Source organism: Pedobacter vanadiisoli, from assembly GCF_042684385.1.
Taxonomy (GTDB): Bacteria; Bacteroidota; Bacteroidia; order Sphingobacteriales; family Sphingobacteriaceae; genus Pedobacter; species Pedobacter vanadiisoli.
In genome coordinates this window covers 13864-38086 of record NZ_JBHULL010000013.1, presented here as the reverse complement: position 1 = coordinate 38086, position 24223 = coordinate 13864, and the positions used below count along the sequence as shown (strand labels likewise).

14 protein-coding genes are annotated in these 24223 nt (G+C 39.5%); 10 read left to right on the top strand and 4 right to left on the bottom strand.

Annotation, left to right across the window (positions count from 1 at the left end):
• The first annotated feature begins 293 nt into the window (after nucleotides 1-293).
• On the top strand, nucleotides 294-641 hold the full coding sequence (locus tag ACFSR6_RS15665; RefSeq protein ID WP_379080498.1) for a hypothetical protein: 348 nt from the start codon (nucleotides 294-296) through the stop codon (nucleotides 639-641).
• A 19-nt stretch (nucleotides 642-660) separates the two neighbouring features.
• On the top strand, nucleotides 661-1044 hold the full coding sequence (locus ACFSR6_RS15660; protein ID WP_379080496.1) for a hypothetical protein: 384 nt from the start codon (nucleotides 661-663) through the stop codon (nucleotides 1042-1044).
• Between the two features lie 178 nt (nucleotides 1045-1222).
• On the opposite strand, the gene ettA is transcribed toward ACFSR6_RS15660, so the two are convergent.
• Entirely contained in the window at nucleotides 1223-2902 is a 1680-nt protein-coding gene (gene ettA, locus ACFSR6_RS15655) for an energy-dependent translational throttle protein EttA (RefSeq protein WP_379080494.1), read from the bottom strand.
• 362 nt (nucleotides 2903-3264) lie between these two features.
• Nucleotides 3265-3810 (bottom strand): hypothetical protein, encoded by a 546-nt coding sequence (locus tag ACFSR6_RS15650; protein WP_379080492.1) that lies wholly within the window; start codon nucleotides 3808-3810, stop codon nucleotides 3265-3267.
• A 219-nt stretch (nucleotides 3811-4029) separates the two neighbouring features.
• Here ACFSR6_RS15650 and ACFSR6_RS15645 point away from each other — a divergent pair, with 219 nt between their 5' ends.
• The 4 genes from ACFSR6_RS15645 (at nucleotide 4030) to ACFSR6_RS15630 (ending at nucleotide 9550) form a co-directional block, all read left to right on the top strand.
• Nucleotides 4030-4956, top strand: coding sequence for an alpha/beta fold hydrolase (locus ACFSR6_RS15645; RefSeq protein WP_379080490.1), 927 nt, complete (start codon nucleotides 4030-4032; stop codon nucleotides 4954-4956).
• 334 nt (nucleotides 4957-5290) lie between these two features.
• Nucleotides 5291-5800: a BLUF domain-containing protein gene (locus tag ACFSR6_RS15640; protein ID WP_379080488.1), complete on the top strand. Its 510-nt coding sequence runs from the start codon at nucleotides 5291-5293 to the stop codon at nucleotides 5798-5800.
• A 530-nt stretch (nucleotides 5801-6330) separates the two neighbouring features.
• Nucleotides 6331-8883 (top strand): ATP-dependent Clp protease ATP-binding subunit, encoded by a 2553-nt coding sequence (locus tag ACFSR6_RS15635; RefSeq protein WP_379080486.1) that lies wholly within the window; start codon nucleotides 6331-6333, stop codon nucleotides 8881-8883.
• A 142-nt stretch (nucleotides 8884-9025) separates the two neighbouring features.
• Entirely contained in the window at nucleotides 9026-9550 is a 525-nt protein-coding gene (locus tag ACFSR6_RS15630; RefSeq protein WP_379080484.1) for a CAP domain-containing protein, read from the top strand.
• Between the two features lie 505 nt (nucleotides 9551-10055).
• Here ACFSR6_RS15630 and ACFSR6_RS15625 read toward each other — a convergent pair.
• Together ACFSR6_RS15625 and ACFSR6_RS15620 are read right to left on the bottom strand one after the other, a co-directional pair.
• A complete protein-coding gene (locus tag ACFSR6_RS15625; protein ID WP_379080482.1) occupies nucleotides 10056-10928 on the bottom strand; it encodes an ATP-grasp domain-containing protein in 873 nt (290 codons plus the stop codon).
• A gap of 138 nt (nucleotides 10929-11066) precedes the next feature.
• Nucleotides 11067-12134 (bottom strand): PA0069 family radical SAM protein, encoded by a 1068-nt coding sequence (locus tag ACFSR6_RS15620; RefSeq protein WP_379080480.1) that lies wholly within the window; start codon nucleotides 12132-12134, stop codon nucleotides 11067-11069.
• Nucleotides 12135-12254: 120 nt separating this feature from the next.
• Here ACFSR6_RS15620 and ACFSR6_RS15615 point away from each other — a divergent pair, with 120 nt between their 5' ends.
• The 4 genes from ACFSR6_RS15615 to ACFSR6_RS15600 all read left to right on the top strand — a co-directional run bounded on the left by ACFSR6_RS15615 (nucleotide 12255) and on the right by ACFSR6_RS15600 (nucleotide 24214).
• The gene (locus ACFSR6_RS15615; RefSeq protein ID WP_379080478.1) at nucleotides 12255-12986 is read left to right on the top strand and encodes a LytR/AlgR family response regulator transcription factor; all 732 of its coding nucleotides are present in this window, start codon (nucleotides 12255-12257) and stop codon (nucleotides 12984-12986) included.
• 18 nt (nucleotides 12987-13004) lie between these two features.
• Nucleotides 13005-15125 carry a tetratricopeptide repeat-containing sensor histidine kinase gene (locus ACFSR6_RS15610; RefSeq protein ID WP_379080476.1) on the top strand — a complete coding sequence of 707 codons (2121 nt, stop codon included), beginning with the start codon at nucleotides 13005-13007 and terminating at the stop codon, nucleotides 15123-15125.
• A 436-nt stretch (nucleotides 15126-15561) separates the two neighbouring features.
• Nucleotides 15562-17244, top strand: coding sequence for a hypothetical protein (locus ACFSR6_RS15605; RefSeq protein ID WP_379080474.1), 1683 nt, complete (start codon nucleotides 15562-15564; stop codon nucleotides 17242-17244).
• Between the two features lie 10 nt (nucleotides 17245-17254).
• Nucleotides 17255-24214, top strand: a complete 6960-nt coding sequence (locus tag ACFSR6_RS15600; protein WP_379080472.1) for a hypothetical protein — start codon at nucleotides 17255-17257, stop codon at nucleotides 24212-24214.
• Nucleotides 24215-24223: the final 9 nt, after the last annotated feature.

Genomic DNA, 24223 nt, shown 5'->3' with positions numbered 1-24223 from the left:
TATATTAAAAGAGAAACATCGCCATCTCTACCAAAGCAACGCGGAGCAGGGAGATTTGTCTGCGCTGAACTTTTATATCATTATCACTTTATTTTTTCAGTATGAATTGATGTAGTAATTTATTTTCATGAATTTTCAATAATATTTGAAAGTTTAATAAATTTAACTTACTTTTACACCATGAAAGGAAAAAGAGTGTAAAACATTTTTAAAGAATGCCTCAAAAGAGGCGTATTTTTTTTATCTGTGCTTTCAGTTTTTCCTGAAAATTAAATAATTTAAAGTTGTTGGTTATGGATTACAATGTAACCGGATATGGCATTTTTATCTTAGTGATTGTGTTTATTATCGCAGTAGTGGGGAACATATGCTATCGTAATGGCAATATCTTTGTGGCCGAACTGATCCCAGATCACCTTGACCTTTGCAAACAGATCAATAAATCACTATTGGTTGCTTACTACCTGGTAAACATAGGTTATTGCGCCGTAACGTTGGTAGGTTGGGAGACGATCATTTCATGGCAACAGCTAGCTGAAGTAATGGCAGTAAAAGTGGCTACCATTGTTTGCATCTTATCGGTACTTCATTATTCAAATATTTATTTACTTACCCATACCATACATAAATTAATAAAATAACAACCTAAATTTTTTCATTATGGAAACGACTAAAATTTTAATCGGCTACGCAGTTTACCTACCCATTGCGCTTTTTTTAACTTTTTATGTTTCAAAAACGCTGTTCAAAAACAGTAAGGTATATATGCTCGATATTTTTAAGGGCAGGGAAGAAATAGCGGGGGCTACCAATAAACTTTTCGAAACGGGTTTTTATCTGCTCAATATTGGCTTCGCCCTGCTAATCATGAAGATTACCATTAATGAAAACAATTACCGCAATTTAATAGAAGCTTTAAGTTCCAAGATTGGTGGATTTGCGATCTATCTAGGGATAATGCTTTTCGTTAACCTGTATTTCTTTTTCAGGGGAAAACGAAAAGCCAAAGAAAGCTCAAAGCCTATTCCTTTTCAATCTGCATAATATAAGAAAAATGGTCATCCTGAGCCTGTCGAAGGACCTACGTAGATTTATTGTAAGCGTTTCAATAGGCTCAACGTGACATTTTCTGGTTTTTCAAGTTGAACACTCAGATTTATTTTAAAACCTTTCCATTAACGCCTCAAACAAAAAAGTCCCGATTTTTGATCGGGACTTTGCATTAACTTAATTTTTTATACCTGATGCGTTTTGGTGTAACATCACCTAAACGTTTTTTGCGGTTTTCTTCGTAGTCTGAATAATTACCTTCAAAGAAATAAACTTCAGAGTTACCTTCAAAGGCCAGGATGTGCGTACAGATCCGGTCAAGGAACCACCTGTCGTGACTGATTACCACAGCACAACCACCAAAGTTTTCCAAAGCTTCTTCAAGGGCACGCAGTGTGTTCACATCGATATCGTTGGTCGGCTCATCCAGCAACAGTACGTTTGCTCCTTTTTTCAAAGTAATGGCCAGGTGAACACGGTTACGCTCCCCACCGGAAAGAATTCCTACTTTTTTCTGCTGATCGCCACCGTTGAAGTTGAATTTTGAAACATAGGCACGTCCGTTAACTGCCTTGTTGCCCAACTGAATGTTATCTAAACCATCGGTAATATTTTCGTATACGGTTTTATCAGCATCCAGGTCATTGTGCATCTGATCTACATAACCCAGTTCAACTGTTTCGCCAACACGGAAAGTACCTGCATCAGCTTCTTCCTGTCCGGTAATTAAACGGAACAAAGTGGTTTTACCCGCACCGTTTGGTCCGATTATACCGACAATACCCGCTGGAGGCAGGGAAAAATTTAAATTATCGAACAAAACTTTATCGCCATAGGCTTTGGTAACGTTTGTCGCTTCGATGACTACATTACCCAAACGCGGGCCTGGAGGAATAAAAAGTTCCAGTTTTTCTTCTCTTTCTCTTCCATCTTCAGAAGCTAATTTATCATAATTAGCAATACGTGCTTTCGATTTTGCATGTCGTGCCTTAGGTGCCATACGTACCCATTCAAGCTCACGTTCTAAGGTTTTCTGACGCTTGCTTTCTGTTTTTTCTTCCTGTGCCAAACGTTTGGCCTTCTGGTCTAACCAGCTGCTGTAATTTCCTTTCCATGGAATGCCTTCGCCACGGTCTAATTCTAAAATCCATCCGGCAACATTATCCAGGAAATACCTGTCGTGGGTAACCGCGATAACGGTTCCTTCGTAATTTTGCAGGAATTGCTCTAACCAATCGATACTTTCGGCATCAAGGTGGTTGGTAGGCTCATCCAGTAACAATACGTCAGGGTGTTGAAGCAATAAACGGCACATGGCCACGCGGCGACGCTCACCACCTGATAGTACGCTGATTTTTGTTTCAGGATCCGGGCAGCGCAGTGCATCCATAGCCCTTTCGAGTTTCGAATCGATTTCCCAGGCTCCCAATGAATCAATTTTATCCTGAAGCTCACCTTGTCTGGCCATTAATTTATCCATCTTGTCAGGATCAGAATAGTTTTCCTCCAAACCAAAGGCTTCGTTTACCTCTTCATATTCTTTTAAAATAGCGGTTACTTCGGCAACGCCTTCTTCAACAACTTCGCGTACGGTTTTCTCGGGATCGAGGATAGGCTCCTGCGCCAGGTAACCAACAGAGTAACCTGGTGAGAAAACCACTTCGCCCTGGTAAGATTTATCTAAACCGGCAATGATTTTTAAAAGCGATGATTTACCTGAACCGTTTAAACCGATCACCCCGATTTTGGCTCCATAAAAGAAAGAAAGGTAAATATTTTTTAAAACCTGTTTTTGTGGCGGGTAAATTTTATTTACACCTGCCATTGAAAAGATTATTTTCTCGTCAGACATGTTATTTTTTTACATTAGCTTATATTAAAGGCATTTTTTTTCTTTGAAACTGGGATTTCGAGAGGACTGTAATGCTAAATCCCTTTATTATGAATTTACGGGCTTACAAATCAAACCATTTCTTATCTGTTATAAAAAATGTCTGCACCAAACCATACATCTATCCCAGCTCCGAAGCGGTAATGCTCAGACCGGGTACAAAGATAAAAACAACAAAGCCATTACAAAATGTTTGTGGAGTATATCATGATTTTTGAAGGTTTTAAATCCTGTGAAGAGAATGAGACTCCAACTTCACTATAGATTTCAATTACACTAAATTTAAATAAGGGGAATAACATTTAAAGGTTATGCCTGGGGAATTACCTGCACAAAGCTGTTGCAAAATCTTTGGTTTTATAAGCCTTCAATAACTTGTATGCGTTTTGGGTAGTTTCCAAAACCCGGGCATCATCTTTAACTGTTTTTTTATCCTCTATCAGGCGTACGGGTTTATCATCCTGTACATAATACCGGCGTTCGGTAGTGGTTACCTTGCCTATTGCCGGGCCGCCTACCATCTTTTCATAACAAAAGAAAAATTTGCCCAAATGGTAATAATATTCATTCAGCCAGCTCCCGTCGCCTATGCTTCCTGATTCTGAGATCTTAACAATGGCGTTTCCTTCCTTAAAATAAGTTACAGTTCCATCTTCCACACAGCCTTCTACCTCGTATTTGAATTTTTCTTTCTGTAGGACAAGTGAATTGATGTGGTTATATTTTTCGCGGATATCCCTTATGGTTGCGGATGGGTTAGCTGGTTGTACTGAAGATTTTTCGCCCTGCTGGCTAATCTCTCTGGTTTGTGCGCACAAGTGTAAAGAGATGTTTAGCATTAGGATAAAAGAGAGGAGTGGTAATTTCATTTTGTAGGATAATTAGCTGTTTATCGGTTTTGGTGTTGAGGTTTAAACGCTCAGCACCATGTTTTGTTTGTCGGAAGTTGATAAGTGTTTTTGTCCTGTAACTAAAGTGGTTATATTCGCAATAAGATATAATGATACGCGATCTGACCAAATAATATAATTATTTTAGGCAGGTGATCTCTTTTATTATCTTTAAAACCAAACTATCCAGCTATTTTAATGAAGTACCTTTTCTTGCCCTTGCTCCTTTGCCTGTTTTTATTTAATAATGCCCGTTCTCAGGAGATTTACTCCAAAGCCTATGGCAACCATTCAGACCCTGCAATTATCTTTATTCATGGCGGTCCGAGGGGTAATTCGAGTTTATTTGAAGGTACAACAGCACCTTTAATTGCCAAAAAAGGATTTTATGTGATCGTTTATGACAGAAGGGGTGAGGGGAGGTCGATAGACACTTCTGCAAAAATCAATTTTGCCGAGGCGATTACCGATCTTGATCAGCTCATGGAAAAATATAATATAAAGAAAGCTACATTAATTGGCCACAGTTTTGGGGGGATTGTAGCCACACTTTATACCTCTTCGCGGCCTGAAAAAGTAGAAAGACTTATCCTTGTTGGTGCTTTATTCGCCCAACAGGAAACTTATGATCATATATTAATAAGCACAGAAAAACTGGCACTTGCAAAAAGAGACACGGCATCTTTGAACCAGATTTCTTTAATCAGATCCCTGGATCACAAAAGTGCCGATTACCGAAAGCGTTGCTACGACATGGCATCTAAATTTGGTTATTTTAGTATGCCACATCCTACTTCAAAATCCCAGCAACTGGAATTGGATTATCAAAATAGTCAATATGGTAAGATGAATATTCGAAATAACGAGGCTCCGCTGCGCTTCTATAAAAATGAACAGCTGGTGAATATAAATACCAAAGACATTTTAAAAAACATCAAAAAAAAGGGAATAAAACTATTTGGTATTTACGGTAAGCAGGACCGGATCTTTTCTGACAAACAACTGCGCGACATTGGGCAACTTATTGGGACCAGACATTTTGATCTGATTGACAATTGCTCACACTATCCATTTATAGATCAGCAACAGTTATTCATTAATGACATCGTAAAATTTATGATGTAGTACGCCAGGTATAAGGTGTTCAATTAATCGTAATCGGTTTATAAATTTTAATGAACTGACCTGCGTAATCGCTTATTGCCGGGCATTACTTCTAAAAAGACCCTAAAATATATTAAATGCTAATGTTTGTCTTTACCATGTCTCCTGTTTTTTTGATGGTATAATTGATGGATTGTGCTCGTTATTTTTTATTGAATATCTGTAAGTTGATAAAAAATAGCTGATTTGTTTACTGTTTTTGGTTGAATTTATATTGTTTTAGGTGAAATTTGTTTGAATTTTATAGAAATAATCGGATAATAGCTGTTATATACAATAAAACAGCAAAAATTGTATGAATTACCTTGTGAAGTTAGAGAGTAAAATTTTAAAACCCATATTTTATTTGATTTTTACGAGCATAGAAAGTAGCTTGTTTAATAATAATGAACTTAAATCCTTGTTTAATCATTGCAAGGATTTTAATACCCGGAATAACATTACCGGCATATTATTATATGTGAGGGAGCTGCAAATTACGAAGAGTAAAGGGAGGTTTATGCAGTTGCTTGAAGGAGACGAGCGTATTATTCGCAGGCTTTTCAAAAAAATCGTAAATGATGAACGTCATGAATCGGTTGTTTTACTACAGATTGGCAAATATGAGCGACGATGTTTTACTGATTGGAGTATGGGTTTTGAACAGTCTGACGGTGAGCTTTATCAATCGCTATCTGGTCATTTCGATTTAAATGATTTAAGTTCAAAATGTAATAAACTCGATGTTACCGATGTACCATTACAGTTTTTACAGAAATTATCTTCAAACCATAAAGAGGAATTTGCAGAAGCATTTTATGGTTGAAAATTTTAATGCAGAACAGGCTGGTTTCAGGATAAAGCTTTGCCGTGCGGTAATAAATGATAATAAACAGCTGTTTAAAAAAACAAAACAACCTAATTACGGTTAAATTCGTATTAAGCTTATTAAGACATATAGTTGATCGGATCAGTGTATTTATTTTTATCTAGTGAAATTGTTAAATGATGTCACGTTCTTTTTGTTTTTCTGTCAAAACTTGTAAATTGCCTTTGTAAAAAGCAACAAATTGTCAGTTATTCGAATCGAAGAAATCCTTACAATAAACCGACAAAATGATATTTTAAAAGGTGGTAATGGATTAAATTGCCTTTTAAAACCTATAAAACAGTTATTACGTAGATAGATATATATTTATAGGAAGATATTCAAAACGTATTTTTTAAGCTAGTGGATATCATTACTGCCTTTTATCCACCTATATGGCGCAATTGTTGATAAAATAAACAAAATGGTACAGTCGCTTTTTATAATTTATTTTATAGTTTAGGGACGTAGCTGTTAAGAAAGGTATTATGGAAGCAAAATTTTCACCACAGGTTAAAGATGTAATCTCCTTTAGTAGGGAGGAAGCCCTTCGCTTGGGGCACGATTACATCGGAACCGAGCATTTATTATTGGGCCTCATACGCGAAGGCGATGGTATGGCCATAAAAATTTTAAGATCGTTAGGGGTTGATACCGGTAAATTGCGCCGCTCAATTGAAGATGCCGTTCGCGGTACCTCGAGTGTTACAGTAAACTTAGGCAATATTCCATTAACAAAACAGGCAGAAAAAGTTTTAAAAATCACTTATTTAGAAGCTAAAATATTTAAAAGCGATTTAATTGGCACCGAACATTTGCTGTTATCGGTTTTGAGAGATGATGATAACATCGCCTCGCAAATCCTGTTACAATACGGTGTTACTTATGATGTTTTTAAACAAGAGGTTGAAGTAAATAAAAATGGTTTCAGAGACGATATTTCAAACAGTGCTTCAACAGGAGGCGATGATGATTATCGCGAAGAAGAAAGCTTCAGTACACCTAAAAAGGTTTCAGATATTAAATCTAAGACTCCAGTTCTTGATAATTTCGGTCGTGATTTAACAAAAGCTGCAGAAGAAGGTCGTTTAGACCCGATTGTAGGCCGCGAGAAAGAGATTGAACGCGTATCGCAGATTCTATCCCGCAGAAAAAAGAACAACCCGATTTTAATCGGAGAGCCCGGTGTGGGTAAATCGGCAATAGCAGAAGGCTTGGCACTTCGTATTGTACAGCGTAAAGTTTCGCGTGTGCTTTTTGGCAAACGCGTGGTTACACTGGATTTGGCATCGCTGGTAGCCGGTACCAAATACCGTGGCCAGTTCGAAGAGCGTATGAAAGCCGTAATGAACGAACTTGAAAAATCTACAGATGTAATTCTGTTTATTGACGAGATTCATACCATTGTTGGTGCAGGTGGCGCATCTGGTTCGCTTGATGCTTCGAACATGTTCAAACCGGCTTTGGCCAGGGGCGAAATCCAATGTATTGGTGCCACTACTTTAGACGAATACCGTCAGTACATTGAAAAAGATGGTGCTTTAGACCGTCGTTTCCAAAAGGTGATGGTTGAACCTGCCACTCCTGATGAAACCATTGAGATTTTAAGCCGCATTAAAGACAAGTATGAAGAACACCACGGTGTAACGTATACCCAGGAAGCGATTGAGGCTTGCGTTACGTTAACTTCACGCTACATTTCTGACCGTTTCTTGCCGGATAAAGCCATTGATGCTTTAGATGAAGCAGGATCGAGGGTACACTTAACCAACATTCATGTTCCTCAGAACATTATCGATATCGAAGCTAAAATTGAAGATATCAAATTAGAGAAAAACAAGGTTGTACGTAGCCAGAAATATGAAGAAGCTGCAAAACTCCGCGATACAGAGAAAAATTTAATTGAAGAATTAGATAAAGCTAAAGCAGAGTGGGAAGCTGAAACGAAAACCAAACGTTACGAAGTATCAGAAGATAATGTAGCTGAGGTGGTTTCAATGATGACAGGAATTCCGGTACAACGTGTTGGACAAACAGATAGTACAAAACTGTTGAACATGTACGATAAAGTAGCCGAGAAAATTATCGGTCAGGATGATGCGATCAAGAAATTGACCAAAGCCATTCAACGTACAAGAGCAGGCTTAAAAGACCCGAAAAAGCCAATAGGTTCGTTTATTTTCTTAGGCCCGACAGGCGTAGGTAAAACAGAATTGGCAAAGGAACTGGCCCGTTTTATGTTCGATAGTGACGATTCTTTGATCCAGATCGACATGAGTGAGTATATGGAGAAATTTGCGGTTTCGCGTTTAGTGGGAGCGCCTCCAGGATATGTTGGTTACGAGGAAGGTGGACAGTTAACTGAAAAAGTGAGAAGAAAACCTTACGCAGTAATCTTATTGGATGAAATTGAAAAAGCTCACCCTGATGTATTCAATATCTTATTGCAGGTTTTGGACGAAGGACAATTAACTGATAGTTTAGGACGTAAAGTTGATTTTAGAAATACAATCATCATTATGACTTCTAATATTGGTGCACGTCAGCTTAAAGATTTTGGTCAAGGTGTTGGTTTCTCTACAACAGCGAAAACAAACCAGGCCGATTCTCACAGCCGTGGTGTGATCGAAAGCGCATTGAAACGTGCTTTTGCTCCAGAATTCTTAAACCGTGTTGATGATGTAGTGGTATTCAACAGCTTAGGTAAAGATGAAATCTTTAGAATTATAGATATCGAGTTAAAAGCTTTATTCGGTCGTGTTCATACCCTTGGTTATGAAATTGCATTGACTAATAATGCTAAAGAATATATCGCTGATAAAGGTTTTGATAGTAATTTTGGTGCCCGTCCGTTAAAAAGAGCAATCCAGAAATATTTAGAAGATCCGATTGCTGAAGAAATTCTTAAGGGCGAACTTGCCGAAGGTGATGTTTTAGAAATTGATTACGATAAAACAACCCAACTGATTTCGATCAATCATAAAAAAGGCGAAAAGAAAAAAGAAGAGCCAAAACAAGAAGAAGATTCTTCAAGTAAATAATAAAAAACTCCCGGTGAAAATCGGGAGTTTTTTGTTTATAATACCCCCCCATTGCTTAGCTGTTTTTGGAGTATGAAAAAGATGGCCATTAATTTATTTTTTTAATGAAAATCATAGTATCTTTCCTTAAACAAACTATAAAATGAAATCTACCGTCTTCCCGCTAATGTGTATAGCGCTGTGCTGTGTACTGTCCTGTAAAAAAGGAGCTGATTCCAATACACCGGATACATCATCTAAAACATTAAAAATAGAAATTTCAACGGCAACAAACATCAATAACGATGTGCTGTTAAAATTGGTTAACGACACACGTCTGGCTGGTTGTAATTGTGGTACGACTAAAATGCCGCCTGTTGCCGCTTTAACCTGGAATGCCAATCTGGCTTCGGCTGCAATTTATCAAAGTAATTACATGGCATCGATTAAAAGCATGGTACATACCTCCGCAAACGGAGAAACAGTTGGGGCAAGGGTTACGGCTACAGGTTATAACTGGACAACTGTAGGCGAAAATATTGCTGCAGGACAAACTTCAGAAGCACAGGTTTTTAACGAATGGCTAGCCAGCGAAAGCCATTGTAAAAACATCATGACGGCGTCTTTTAAAGAAATGGGTGCAGCCAAAGCAGATAACTATTGGGTTCAGGTTTTTGCAGCTAAATAAAGAGCTTTAGGATCGTCATCTTGACTGAAACGCAGTGGAATAGAGAGATCTATTTTCAGTAGATTTAACTTCGCTGAGCAATACGAGGTTCTCTACTCCGCTGCATTCCGCTACCATTGATGTATTTTGTAATTATTTAAATATGAATGGTTTACATCCCGTCATATTTCTTCCCAACTAGGCTGTAGTACGTATCTCTGTTCTATTTAAATCCGGCCTAACAAATTTTTAGGATTGCTCTGTTCTAGCCGTGCCGCTTGCTTTGAAAGAAAACGGCGAAGTGCTCATGAATGCTGCTGAAGGCTACAAAAACAGATGAATAAATTTTCAGCAGGCATTTTTTGTTTTTTCACGAGCTTTTATGTTTTTAATCGCATTCAAGCTAGCTATGCTGGTCTTTTTAATGCCAAAAAGAAAGAAGCCTGTCTGGCTAAGACTAATAAACACCCCCGTCCTGCGGACATCCCTCTGTACAATAAATTGTCCCTTTAAATGACGATTCTCTTTATATCAGCTCCTTTAAGGCCTGATAATACCGCTCATAATTTTGAGATTCGGTATTCAAAAACAGAAAAGGTTCAATCAGTTCTAATTCCATCAGTAAAAAATCGCCATTTACAAAAGTGCCGTCAACACGGGCATAGAGACAGTTTTTGGCAAATAAATCTACGTATTGCTGTGCCGTAGCAATTAGTTCTTCACCAGGTTTTTGCGGATGCACAGATCCTCCATGCGCAGGCTGTACCCTAAAATCGCCAGACTTGGCTTTTTTAATTAACGAATGGCTATAAATGCCATTAAAGAAAATGAAAGACCATTCGCCGTTTTCTAGAATTTCTGGCAAAAATGGTTGCACAATAAAATCTTCTTCCTGTATAAGCTGGTTTAATTTTTTATTTACTTCTTCAACATTATCGATGATTACTTTGAAGGTGTTTTTGGCTCCGCCACTAACACATGGCTTTACAATTAACTTACCGGTATTAAATTTTTCGAAGTAATGATTAAGGTTTACACGCTCATTCTTCCGGATAAAAACGCTTGGGGTAATCTTTAAACCTGCCTGTTCAATTTCCTGAAGGTATTGTTTGTTGGCATTCCACCTCACCACCTCAATAGGATTGATCAGTTTTACTTTTTTTGCCTCCAGGTGATTGAGCCATTTGTAAAAATCTTCAATCAGATCAAAATAATCCCATGGCGATTTTAAAATGGCTAGTGAATAATCTTCCCAGCCCACATCTGGATCGTTCCAGATTACTTTTTCAATCTTCAAGCCTTTTCCTTTTAAAAAATGTAAAAGTTTATCATCTTCACTTTCAACGGTAGTGGTATCATAAGCACCTTTATCAAGGTAGGTGATCAATGCAATATTCATAAGGCTAAAACTAAGTTTAATCGGAATGGATTACAAATCTGTAATCAAAAGATCCCGATTTACAATCGGGACCAGCATGTTGAGATGGCCGTGATTACAAACCACGGCCTTGAGAGCGGAGGATTTTTCTCCCCGAATTTAAAACAAACTCACCTGGTTGCTCGGAATTTTGAACAACGTGTGGTTTAAAATAATATCTTTTACATTTAAGCCGTTTAAACGGCAGTGTAGTTTAAAATTATCCCTGATCATCTGAGAAATATTGCCGTCTCCACGCATGCGGTTGCCAAAACGGCTGTCGTTCACATTACCGCCATGGCAACTCTGAATCGAATGCCAAACCTTATCAAAACGGTCAGGAAAATTTTTTCTAAGCCAATCTTCAAATATCTGGCCGATGGCCCCGTTTAACCGTACCACTGTATAACCAGCTTTTATCGCACCGGCACCTGCAACCGCTTTTAAAATTTTCGGAATTTCATGATCACTTAAACCGGGTACCAAAGGTGCAACCATTACGCCCATGGGAATCCCATCCTTACTAAGTTCTTCTACTACCTTCAGGCGCTGTTTCGCCGTTGTAGTACGGGGTTCCATTACCTGGCGTAAGTCTTCATTTAAACTGTTAATGGAAACATAAACCATGCACAGGTTTAACTTGGCCATTTCCTGCAAAATATCCCGATCGCGTAGGATTAGGGAATTTTTGGTAATCATGCCAATGGGTTGTTTATAGGCCAGGGCAATTTCAAGTAATTGGCGGGTAAGTTTAAATTTCCTTTCTGCAGGTTGGTAGCAATCGGTATTGCCAGATAGTGAAATGGTGGTGGCATCCCAGCCTTTTTTCTCCAGAAACTTTTTAAACAGGGCAGGGGCATCTTTTTTTACGATTATCTTCCGTTCAAATTCGATGCCTGCACTATAACCCCAGTATTGATGAGAATTGCGGGCATAACAATAGGTACATCCGTGCTCACAACCCTGGTAAGGATTAAGGGAGTAAGCCATGCCCACATCAGGACTATCTACTTTATTTACAATGGTTTTAGCATTTTCGAAGATGAAAGAGGTTTTACGGTCGGTTTCTTCCCAATCGTCTATCCCTTCATTATGTTCTTTGATGTAAACATCCTTTAAAAACTTATTGTGTGGATTAACCTGAGCGCCCCGCCCTTTAAAATACTGTTTTTCTTCTTCACTAATCATGGATTAAAAATACTAATATTTTTAGTAAAATAACAAGATGTTGAAATCTTTTATCCGATTTAAAATCGATTTATTTATTGTATTTTTTTATTAAGTTTATGCACCAAACAAACTATTCAAATGAATGCGCCCTTATCCTGTATAATCGTTGACGATTGTGAGCTGGACAGAAAATCTATTGAAAATGAAGTTGTTAATTCGGCTGTTTTAAAATTAACAGGTAGTTTTAATAATTGCGTAGAGGCATTAACTTTTTTCAATAGCCACCAGCCAGACGTGGTATTTGTGGATGTGGACATGCCCAATATCAATGGACTTGAGTTTATAAAAACTATAAATGATAGCAATGCCATCAATATCATTATCTCTTCGCATCCCGAATACGCTTTGGATGGTTTTCAGCTTAAAGTTTTCGATTTTATTTTAAAACCCCTTGAAAGCGATCGTTTCGAAACCTGCATCAAACGGCTGGTAGATTTTATTCAGCTTAAAAATAAGGCAGAAGCTTATGATGTTCTTTTCAGAAACGAACAGGTAGTGTTTAAAGATGGACTTAGTACAGTCAATCTGAATGCTGCCGAAATCCTCTTTCTAGAAGCCTTTGGCGATTATACCAAAATTGTAACGGAGAAAAAGGTTCATTTAACGTTAACCACCCTTTCTAAATTTATGGATTGTTTGCCCCAGGGTAAATTTGTAAGGATACACCGCAGTTATGTAATTGCACGGAATAAAGTGAGCAGGCTTGATACAAAAACGGTTGCCATAGGGGCAAATGCCCTCCCAATTGGGAAAACATACCACAAAGCTTTAAAAAATATATTTAAAAACGGTCAGCAATTTTATAATTAACGGATTAAAAGTTGCATTATGAGGATAAGGAAAATCACATTTGGCATATGGGTTTTACTGGTTTTGGTCAATACAGGGCAAATCTTGGCTCAGGAAAAGGTGGCTTCCGATAAAAGGCTTAGAGAGTGGAATATTTACTGCGATAAACTAAAAGGTATCCCTGACGGGAAAGAAAATTACCCTGAACTGATCAAAGCTGCAATCGAGGGGATAAAGATGACCCCTCCCGATAATTTTTTATATCAATCTATTTTTAATTTTCACCTGGCCGGAGGTTATGAGTCTACCTATAAAATAGATAGTGCTATCCGTTATTACGAAATTTCGAAAAAATTTGCTGAGAAAGCAAAGAGTAATTCGAGGATTGTTTTGGCTTTAAGGCGCCTGGCCGGATTGTACGATAATAAACAATGGCTAAAAAAGGGAGATGATGCAAGGAATGAGTTAATTGAAATTGCCAGCGTTGATAAAGATGAAGAAATTCAGATTGGTGCAAACATAGTTTTGGGCGAATATTACTTTAATGCCGGGAGGTTTGAGAAGGCGCTGCAGCGGTACATTGAATACATAAAATACCTCAAAATAGATTACGCCAGGCATAACAATTCTGCATCACGGTCTAATATTGGTGTGGGGTATTTGGCAGTAGGCGAAATTTACCAGAATTTAAACCGGGCCGATGAAAGCCTTGCTTATTTTAAGGAGTCGGTAAGCTATCTCAGCAATTATAACGAAGGTTTGGAAACGGCCTATAAAGATTTGGTAACCTCTTATTTATCGTTAAATAAGGGAGACTCGGCTTTGGTTTATTATACCGTTTTAAAAAAATCAGTTCGTAAAAGTGGCGACTATACTATTTTGGTTGATGCGCAGGTAGAACTGGGCAGGATGTACACATCCAAAGGAAGATTGGATCAGGCGGAAAAAATTCTTTTCGAAGCAGAGGAAAACGCGAAGATCAGCAAGGAAAAAGAAGATTATTACCTGGTGAAAAATGCCCTGGCTGATCTTTTTCTGAAGCAGGGCGATACCAAAAAGGCGATTAAATATTACAAACAAGCGTTGCCCCTGGCCATCTACTTTAAACATAAAGGCGTTATTGCAACCTTATACCTTAACCTGGCTACTGCCGAAAAGAAAGAGCATTTAGAAAACGACGCTTATAACCACATATTATTATATGCAAAATATACCGACTCCCTGAAAACAGAATCTATTTCTAAAAATATAATAGAGATGGAGGCACGTTTCCAGAACGAAGTGAAGCAGCAGAGAATAGGGATCCTGAACCAGGAGAACCAAGCCAAAAACCTGCAGTTAAAACAGGAAAAAAGCATCCGCTGGCTTTTAGGCGGAACAGCACTGATTTCGCTCATTGCCCTCTCACTGATTTATATGATCTATAAAAATAAACAGAAGGCCAATCTTTTGCTCGATAAAAAGAACCAACAGCTCGATATTACCAATAACCAACTGGCCAATGCCAACCAAACCAAGGCCAAGCTGTTCAGTATCATTTCCCATGATTTAAGGTCGCCGGTTAGCCAGTTATTTACCTTTTTAAAGATCCAGCAAAATACTTCCCAGTTTTCGGAAGAGGAAAAAAACAAACACCGGCAAAAACTGATTGCTTCTTCCAGGGGCTTGCTCGAATCAATGGAAGACCTGTTGTTATGGTCGAAAAGTCAGATGGAGAACTTTGAAATTGACCATGATTTTATTGAAATGGAGCAGTTATTCGAAAATACAGTTTCCATGCTGGCCGCACAGATAGAGGTTAAAAACCTCAAACTGGCTATGAATACCGAGCGGCTTGGCCATTTGCAAAGCGATGAAAATATTTTAACCATCGTATTAAGAAACCTTTTGCAAAACGCCATCAATAACGCGTATAGCGGTACGCAATTAAGCTTAATTTCCGGTATAAATGAAACAGGCCAAAAATATCTTTCCATAAGCAACGCTGGGGATATGATTCCAGAAGATAAAATAGCGTTGTTGCTCAACGGCTCCAGCGTACAGAGCAAATCATCGGGTTATGGCTTAATGATTGTAAAAGATTTACTTAAAAAATTGAATGCAGAGTTAAGTATTTCGAGTAATAAGCAGGTAACGCAGGTAAGCATTACATTTAATTAGTCGTTTACCATTCGCTCCGTGTGCATTATGCCAGTCAATGAGTAAGCAGCTAACGAAGCAGTGAGTTAAAAAAAACTGTTTATCAATTAATAACGGTCAGTTTTTCGTTTTTGCTGAAGCTGCAGATGAACCCTTCTTTCCATTTGGCGAAAGCGCTAGCCCTTACCACAGGTAAAATTCGTCAACGCGGGATAACCATGGCCTCTTTAGCGATGTTTCCATTTATCCCGATTCCCTTTACCGATTATAATCAAGCGTTCATCGATTAGAAAACTTAAATCGTTGAGGGTTGAGCTAATTTCAAATTCAGTTGATAACCAAACATTACACATGATGCTATTCCCAACTTATGAAAAATGTATGCCGGTTAATGGTACCTGAAAAATGAAGAACCAACTATGGATTATGGCTCAATAATCCCTTTAAAGAACAAATTATGAAACGCTTATCCTTATTATTTACCTTTCTCATATTACTGTTGCTTGCGCTTCAGGGCACTGCGCAGGATTTGGGCGAAATTGCCAAACAAAAACCTGTCGTATTAAATGGCTCTTTGGGTTTAGGCTTTGGAACCTATAATGTTAAAGGCATTCCGGCCAGGCAGCGCGCATACTCTTATGTATTTAATGGCGCACCCACCTTATCAATTTATGGGGTTTCATTTCCCTTTTCTGTTGTGGTTAGCGATCAGCAAAGAAGTTATACCCAGCCTTTTAACCAGTACGGCATCAGTCCAACCTATAAATGGTTAACCGTGCATGCAGGCTGGAGGAGTCTTGAATTTTCTCCTTTTACGCTCGCAGGGCATAACTTTTTGGGTGGCGGGGTAGAGCTCAATCCCGGTAAATTAAGATTCGGGTTTATTTATGGCCGGTTTAACAAAGCCATTGAAGAAGATATAAATCAGCCTTTAGCTCTTGCACAGCAACCAGCCTATAAAAGAACTGCTTACAGTGCAAGATTGGGGGTGGGCACCGAACGGAACCATTTTGATGTTATTTTCCTTAAAGGAAAGGATGATGTGAGTTCGCTGGCGGTAAAACCCACATCTTTATTGATTACGCCGGCCGAAAACATGGTATTAGGCATATCTTCCAAATTCAGTTTCTTAAAACATTTCGTGTTCGATCTCGATGTATCAGGAAGTATTTATACCCGCAATGTACTGTCAGATACCATTCACAACTCCACTTTGGATAAAGTTGATTTTCTCAGAAAAATTGTCCCCTTAAATTCTTCAACACAATTGCTAACCGCCGGGCAGACCAGTTTAGGTTATTACGCAAATTTATATAGTATAAAACTGAAATATAGAAGGGTAGACCCCGATTATAAAAGCATGGGGGCATATTATTTTGAAACAGATGTTCAGAATTATACCCTTGAAACAGCATTGAGGCTGTTTAAAAGCCAATTACAGATTAGCGGAAGTTTTGGCTTGCAGAATGATAATTTATTGGGTGATAAAGCTGTTCGCTCCAACCGTAAAATCGGATCAGCAAATGTTTCCTTCAACAAGCCTGAATATGGTATCGATCTGCGTTATACCAATTTCGGGATTACCCAGGATAGGGGCTTAAACCCCGTTCTGGATGTGTTAAGGATTTCGAGGACCAATCATAACCTGAGCTCGGTATTCAGGTATAATATGAATGGCGAAACCGTTTCGCATGGTTTTGTGCTGGTGGCAAATATCCAATCGCTGGTCGATCTGAACGAATTTACCGCCCCTAACAGTAAATCGAACAGTAAAACAGGCAATTTTTCTTACCAGTTTAGTTTACCGAAAAAAGCTTTTGGTGCCAATTTCAATATCAATTATACCCTGGCCGATGTGGCTTTTGGGAGAACGATATTTTATGGCCCAACCCTGGGGATCAGTCAGGCCGTCGATAAAGGAAAGCTCGGTTTAAATCTTTCGGCCAGCTACCAGCTTCAGCGGAATAATGATATCGATGCCGGTACCATTTTCAGTTCTAATTTAAATGGTTCTTACCGGATCGGTAAACGCGATGCCGCCAACATCTCCCTTAATTACCTCAAAAGCAATTCTAAAGATACCACACTGCCATCATTCAACGAGTTACGAACAAATGTTGGTTTAGTACATACATTTTAAATATAGCGCCATGAAGAATTTTACATCATTGCTTAAAATTTATAAGAATATAGGGCTCATCTTATCGGTGATTTTACTTTCGCTGGCAACAAACAGGCTATGTGCACAATCGGTAAATATTACCGTTAACGTAATTCCGCCATATTCGCCATACTATGCTGACTATGCCGGGGCTAATGCTGGTAAGGTGCTGCTTGTAGTGCAAAACCTTACCCCAAGGACTTTAACCGTTAAATTAACCGGACAGCTGGAAGGAGATAATGGGATCAAAATTTCTACCAAGCCCAACTATGTTCCTTTGCAGCCTTTGGTTTTAAATCCGAACGAAACTAAACAGTTAAACGGTTTATCCATTAAAGATATCTTCGATTTAAATAACCTGAATGTTTCTGGAATCGACAAAACCAGGCTGATTGTTTCCTCACGCTTACCGGAGGGTAATTACTCCTTTTGTATCCAGGCGGTTGATGTAAACAGTAACCAGGTATTATCATCAATGGCGCCATTGGGCTGTACGGCCATAGCTATCGCTTATCCCGATGCGCCGGTACCTGTTAGTCCGGCAGCTAATTTTAACGTTTTGGCAACTACACCGCAAAGCGTGGTATTCAACTGGATCAATGCTGGGTTTACGCCTGTTGGCACACAATATTTGTTACAGGTTGCTGAGATGCCTTTAAATAATGCCGATCCAAATCAGGTATTAAATTCAACCTCTTTTCCTTTGGTCAATAAAACCGTAAGTAGTTTGTCTTATGTGCTGTCTCCGTCCGATCCACCTTTGAAGGTAGGAAAACGCTATGCCTGGCGTGTAAAAGCAATTGATCCGACAGGTAAAACGACTTTTAAAAACGATGGCGTAAGTCAGGCATTTCAGTTCAGGTATGGCGAAGAAATAAAAGTAGCTTCCATTTTAACCTTAGAACTACCAAAAGCAAACCAAAAGGTTGATGATGCCAGTAAACTTGTGTTTAGTTGGTTGTTCAAAGATAATTCTGCTGGCAACGATCCGGTTTCTTTAGGTGGATTAAGTTCTGTACCTAATCTTGGTTTTAATACCGGCTTGTTCAAACTGCACATTACACGCGTGAAAACCGCCCAGGAGCTGGCGAAAGAAAAAACCGATAAACTGGCAAATGCGAAAAGTAAAGTACTGCCTGCAGAAGAGATTGTGGTTAATGTAAATGCAAAAAACATCAGTTATAAAAATTCGGCGGTTATTGCCGATTTTATAAAAGACCAGAACCATTACGAATGGTATGTAGAACATCCCGCAACCGGAACAAAATCGGGTACGCAGAATTTTGTAGTACAATATGCCAAGGCTGCTGCCGATTACAGCATTCAACTGGTTGGCAGGCTAAAATATCGCTATTATGATGATCTTGGTGCCTACAATTTAAAAACGCTTCAACGTGCAAGCAACCCGAATTTAACTTATACCGAGGCAGAAGCAGGTTATGCATTGGGCAAAACAAATATCCAGGCGTTAAGAATCAAATTGCTGGTGCCGGTTTACAGGACGAAACATAGCGTTAAGGTAATCGAAAATGGCCAACCGAAAGTATACACCGAAGAGGTTGACAGTATTCCAACACTTACTGATCTGCGTAAAACCTATATCGCACAGGTTAAAGTGGCTTCCGTAATACCAATTGCTGCGGGGCAGACAGACGATATGGGAAACTTCGACCTCAAAGTACCTATTTCGAAACATAATTTTAATGTAATTGATAGTAATGTGTACACCAAGGGCTCATCGGCCAGAAAAGCACTGGTAGAAGGCATTGTAGTGCAGGTTAATGATACGCGTTTTAGCGATCCGAACTGGTTTATTTATCCTACACCAAATAAAACCAGTGTTGCACTTAACGAAGATGTGGTACAGATTTACGATTACAAGCTTAATGTAAGCTTTAACACAAAGGTACAGCGCAATTACAAAGGCAAAATGTATGTGTTAAAAGCGGAAAAAAACCTGGTTAAAGGAGAGGTAGACAACCTGGTAGGGCAGACTAAAGAGATGCTTACCATCTCTAAATCTATTTATAATTTCCCTGGTAATAAACAAAAATACAATTACGGGCATAGTACCTACAGTGTTGTAGGATCGAGTTCGGTAACCGGAGAGGTGAATGCAAATGCAACCCTGGCGGTTAATTTTAAAAGGCTGGTATCTGAAATAAATGGCACTACAGCTCCTTACCTGGTTTATTTTGAACCCGACGACGAGCAAAATGCCCTGTATTTTAGTCCTGAGAATGTTGCCAACAGCAATAAAAAGACCGTAGGCTTCGAAAGCACTGTTTTTAAGGCCAGCAATGTTACCGAAAATGTAATATTGGGGCCAAAATACCTCAACATGACCATTTCAGGTCGCTACCTGTACAAATGGAAAGAAGCTTACGGAAAAGTGAATACACCGCTGCCACTACCCGAAGGAACTAAACTTACCCTAGTTAAAGGTTACCTTACTACAAAAAGTCTTATCGATGATAAAGGGAGCGATTTATTGGAACAGAAGAAAGTAGCCACTACAACTGTAGGGAAAAACGGTGATTACCAGTTTGACCTGGGGCTGCTCAATTACGATGCCTTTAATGCCGACGGGGGCAAAAACATGGTCATACTGGTTGATGATCCTTATTATGCATCTGAACCAACCTTTATCGCCTACAACCAGAACGAAAATATCCAGCTGCCAGACATGACAGCCGTGGTAAGGCAGTTTAAATTTACCTCGCGCTTAATGTATAAGAAAGATGGTGTACCAACCCCTGCTACATTTATGCAGGTATACCTTTGCCGTTTAAAAAATGTGAAGCCTAAAACCATTCCGGTAAACGAGGGCGACCCTAATAGCAAAGATTATTTTAAGAACACCTATAAAAACATCGATGGAAAAGAATATGACATACTCGATAAAACCACCCTGGCTGATGGAGGAGTATTCACTTTTAACCGTTTGGTACTCCCTTCTGAAGATCCGAGCGACCAATATTTTATATTGGCTGAGCCCAATAGCACCAGCAATGATAATTATTTAACGGAAGAGGCATTCCCACTAACAGGAGTAATGAAATTCTGGAGCATTTTTACCCTGGGATCATTCGGACAGCAGACTTTTGCCGATGCCACCCAGGTATTGGATTCCAAATATGTTGGCAATGGGCAGTACGTAACGGTTGTGCCTCAAAAACCCTATATCGATGGAGCGGTATATCCTTTTAGCAATACCGCAACTTCTGTACTTTCAGGGGTAAAAGTAGAATTGTTCAATATGTCTAACCTCGATATTCCGGCAAATTCGACCTACGAAGCTTTCGAAAAATACTTTAATACCAAACAACCCATTGATGTGCAGATTACCGGTACAAACGGCAGGTTTTTGTTCGACGATTTTTACGATAACATCGCCAACCGTACCAAAGGCAAGATGTTAAGGCTTACCAAAGCAGGGTTCATCACCACCTATAAACCTATTGAGGGCGGAATTCCGATTACTAAAGGCCGCAGAGCAAACCTGGGTAAGGTATACCTCGATCTCCCGATCGAGCTTAATGCCATCGTAGTTGATAATTACGGAAAGGGTGTTCCTGCCCGTATTGTAGTTGGCGATGATTTTAGCTGGGCCGATACCTATAAAACCGGGCAAACATCAATGGCTTACTTAAAATCTCCAAAGGGTAAGGTTAAGTTTACCGTTATCCCAGGCGATCTGGCTACTTATAAAACCACTGTTTCCGAACTGACCATCGATCCTAAAAAATCAACCAACATTACACTTGTTGTGAACAGCAATATGCATAGCATCGGGGTAACGGTTATCGATAAAATTTCGCAGAAAAGTGTACCGGCAAACGTCTACATTACCAATATTAAAGAAACACCGGGTATAGAAAAATTTATGAGCAATGGCAATGTGGTTAATGTGCTGGAATTTGCCTCCTCAGGCAGCCAGTTTGATATTAAAGTGGTTCCAACGGGCAATTTTACCATTGCCAAAACGCAGGTAAAATCTGATATGACCAAAGCGGTAAATGTAACAGTTTATGTAGAGCCGGCCGTAACACTTACCTGTTTTGCCAGTACGATGAATGGCAGCAGAAAGACAGACCTCAATGATTATCACATGGTGATAGATGGTTTGGATGAAGATGAGTATATTTTTACCAAGCGGTCGGTTGCCCTTGGATCTACCCTGAGCAAAATACCGGCAAACCGGTGGTTAACGATTGGTGCCACGCAAAAAGGTTATGTCGGACAGGACCAGGCAGTGCTCACCAATTCACCCAAAACGCTTTATTTTAAATTTACCGATGCTTCGGATTTTCCGGTTGATAACCTGTACGGTTTTCCGATAGAATTAACAGGCTTGGGCAAGCTTAACGATGGCAGTTACCTGGCTTCGGGCAGGCTAAACCTACAGGGTAAAGCCGGAGCATCGAATCTGACTTTGGAAAGTAACGACCAATGGTTGCGTTTTAAAGATGTTAAAATTAAAGTTGCGGAAGAACTGATAAATGGACAAAGGACGGCTGGCAAGCCCAAAGTGACCATTCTATCCGACATTATTTTTGATGAAAACGAGATTGATGCCAAATTGTTTAACAAAATCAGCGTTGCCATCCGCGATAATGCAGGGCTGAGTTTGCAGGGCTCGGGCAACACCGGTTCTATTATGGGCAGGGTTTCATTAGATCCTTCGTCACTGTCGGCAGGTGTATTCTCTAATGTTGCAGGTACGCAGGGTGAAGGGAATTACCTGTACCTCAATAAAATGGATACCGAGTATATCCCTTCCGGTGCCATAGGCAATGCTACAAAGGCTAATATACTCCATACATTCTCTACGGGCACTTCGGATGTTACGGGTGATAATTTACTGGTTTCTACTTTATCGCGCAGGCGCCCCATATTTTATATGGTAGATGATTTTACGGTTAAACCGGATGATAAAGTATTGGTAAGCAGTTATGGCATTACAGCGAAAGCTACAGTAGCCACTAATCTGTCCAATGTGGCAGATAAGGATGCTGCTTTAAAAGGAACATTCAATATTGGTTACAATACCGTTTGGTTCACCAATCAATCGCCGCTAAAAATCAAGCTCAGGGATTGGCAGCTGGAATTTAATACCTGGTATTTATCAAAAGCAGGCTTTACAGGCGAAGGAAACCTGAACGCACTGGGCTTAAGCATTCCATTTACCAAATTAAAAATGACTCCTAAAGCAATTGGTTTTGGCAATTTCGATGTGAAAGAACTCACACTCCTCAATAAATTCCCAGTTAAAATCAATGCGAACGAGGTAATGACGAGTTTTGGTTTTGATAAAGGTTATTCTGCAGAAAAAGGAGCATGGTCTGTTGCCATTTTGGCCAACACACAATCTTCGTCTTTAGCATCGCTAAGCGGGTTGCCTGATTTAAACCCAAGCGATAAAATCCTGATCAACAACATTAATTTGTACGATACCGGCGACCCGAACGATACACGGATCCTGTTAACCGAAAATCAGCCTGCGGTTACCCTGAACGGCATTTCGAGCTTTAAGCCTTATTCGGTTTTTGGCGACCTGCTTTCTATCGTTTTCCGCGGAAACCTGGACATGAACATTCCAAATCTGAACGGTTTGGGTAACGTGGTATACGATCTGAAGTACAAAGTAGTAAACAACCAGTTTGTGCATGTACACGATACCCCATTTAAAAACCTCAACCTGGATGCAAATGGAATTAGGGTCGACTTTTTACCCGATGGGCAGGAATTTACCAATGGCAAATTGAAATTGATCGGAAATTTAAAAGATAAAGATCCATCGAGCCTGTATAAAATCAATGTCCAGCTGGATAAAGATCTGAAACAAACACGTTTACATATTCCTGAAAATACACCTACGCCACAAAGGGTTTATTTATCGGGCAACTTGCAGGATAAAAATTACCTGAATAATGCTGCGGGTGAGATGAAACTAAATAATAATGTTTGGAATAACTTTACTTTCAGTGGCGATATGGCAGGATCGGATGGGGTAAATGCCGCAGATAGTAAGGTCAACTTTACCATTAAAGGGGATATTGTTGCCAACGACAGCAAAATCGGGGTACAGAATATGGATGCCGCTGGTATGAAAGGCATCAATTTTACTTACGATTTTAAAGAAAAAGCCCTCGTAGGTTCGGCCAGTATGCAGCAGAATACAGACTTTGCCGATCTAACGATGGATATAGATCTAAAAGTAACGAGCTCGAAATGGTATATATTCAGTAACTGTTTGGCCAATAATATCAAAAATACGCCTTTTAATCAGGCGGCAGCAGGTATTATGCTGGGCGACGCCGATCTAACGCCTGAGCAGCTGGCCTCATTGCACAAACACTTTAAGGATAACGATATCCCTGCAAATTTTGACAATAACTTTAAATCTGTAAAAGGGATCTTAATGGTAATGTCGACGGATATTCCAATCCCCATTATCCCAACTTTTGATATCAACCTGGACCCTGTTGCACATGCCAGTTTAACACATGGCATATACGGCAACTTATATTATAATGCGGGCTTTAGTCTGAAAAAAGAAGATTTAAGCCTGGCGATTGGTGCAAGGCTGGGGGCATTTTTAAAACTTGGTGTGGGTGCCAGTATTGGTCTGGCCTGCGTAGGCATTAACCTGCATGCCGATGTGCATTCCGATGTGAGCGGGAAACTGGTGCCTTTCGCCCCGGCCGGGCAACGCTTGTTATTGGATGCCGGCATCAAATTTACGCTGCAAGGCAGTGCGTATGTTGGCGGAGGCGTTTGCGACAGCGATTGCGAAACACCATGCGTAGATGCCGGTTTCTTCGATGTCTGCAGTCCGATACCATGTTTTAAAAAGAGCCTGGACAAAACGCTGGTTTTAGGTTTAAGTGCCGAAGTAACGGATGCGAAACCTTATTTCCACTTTAAAGGATTATCCGAACTATAATGATTTTAA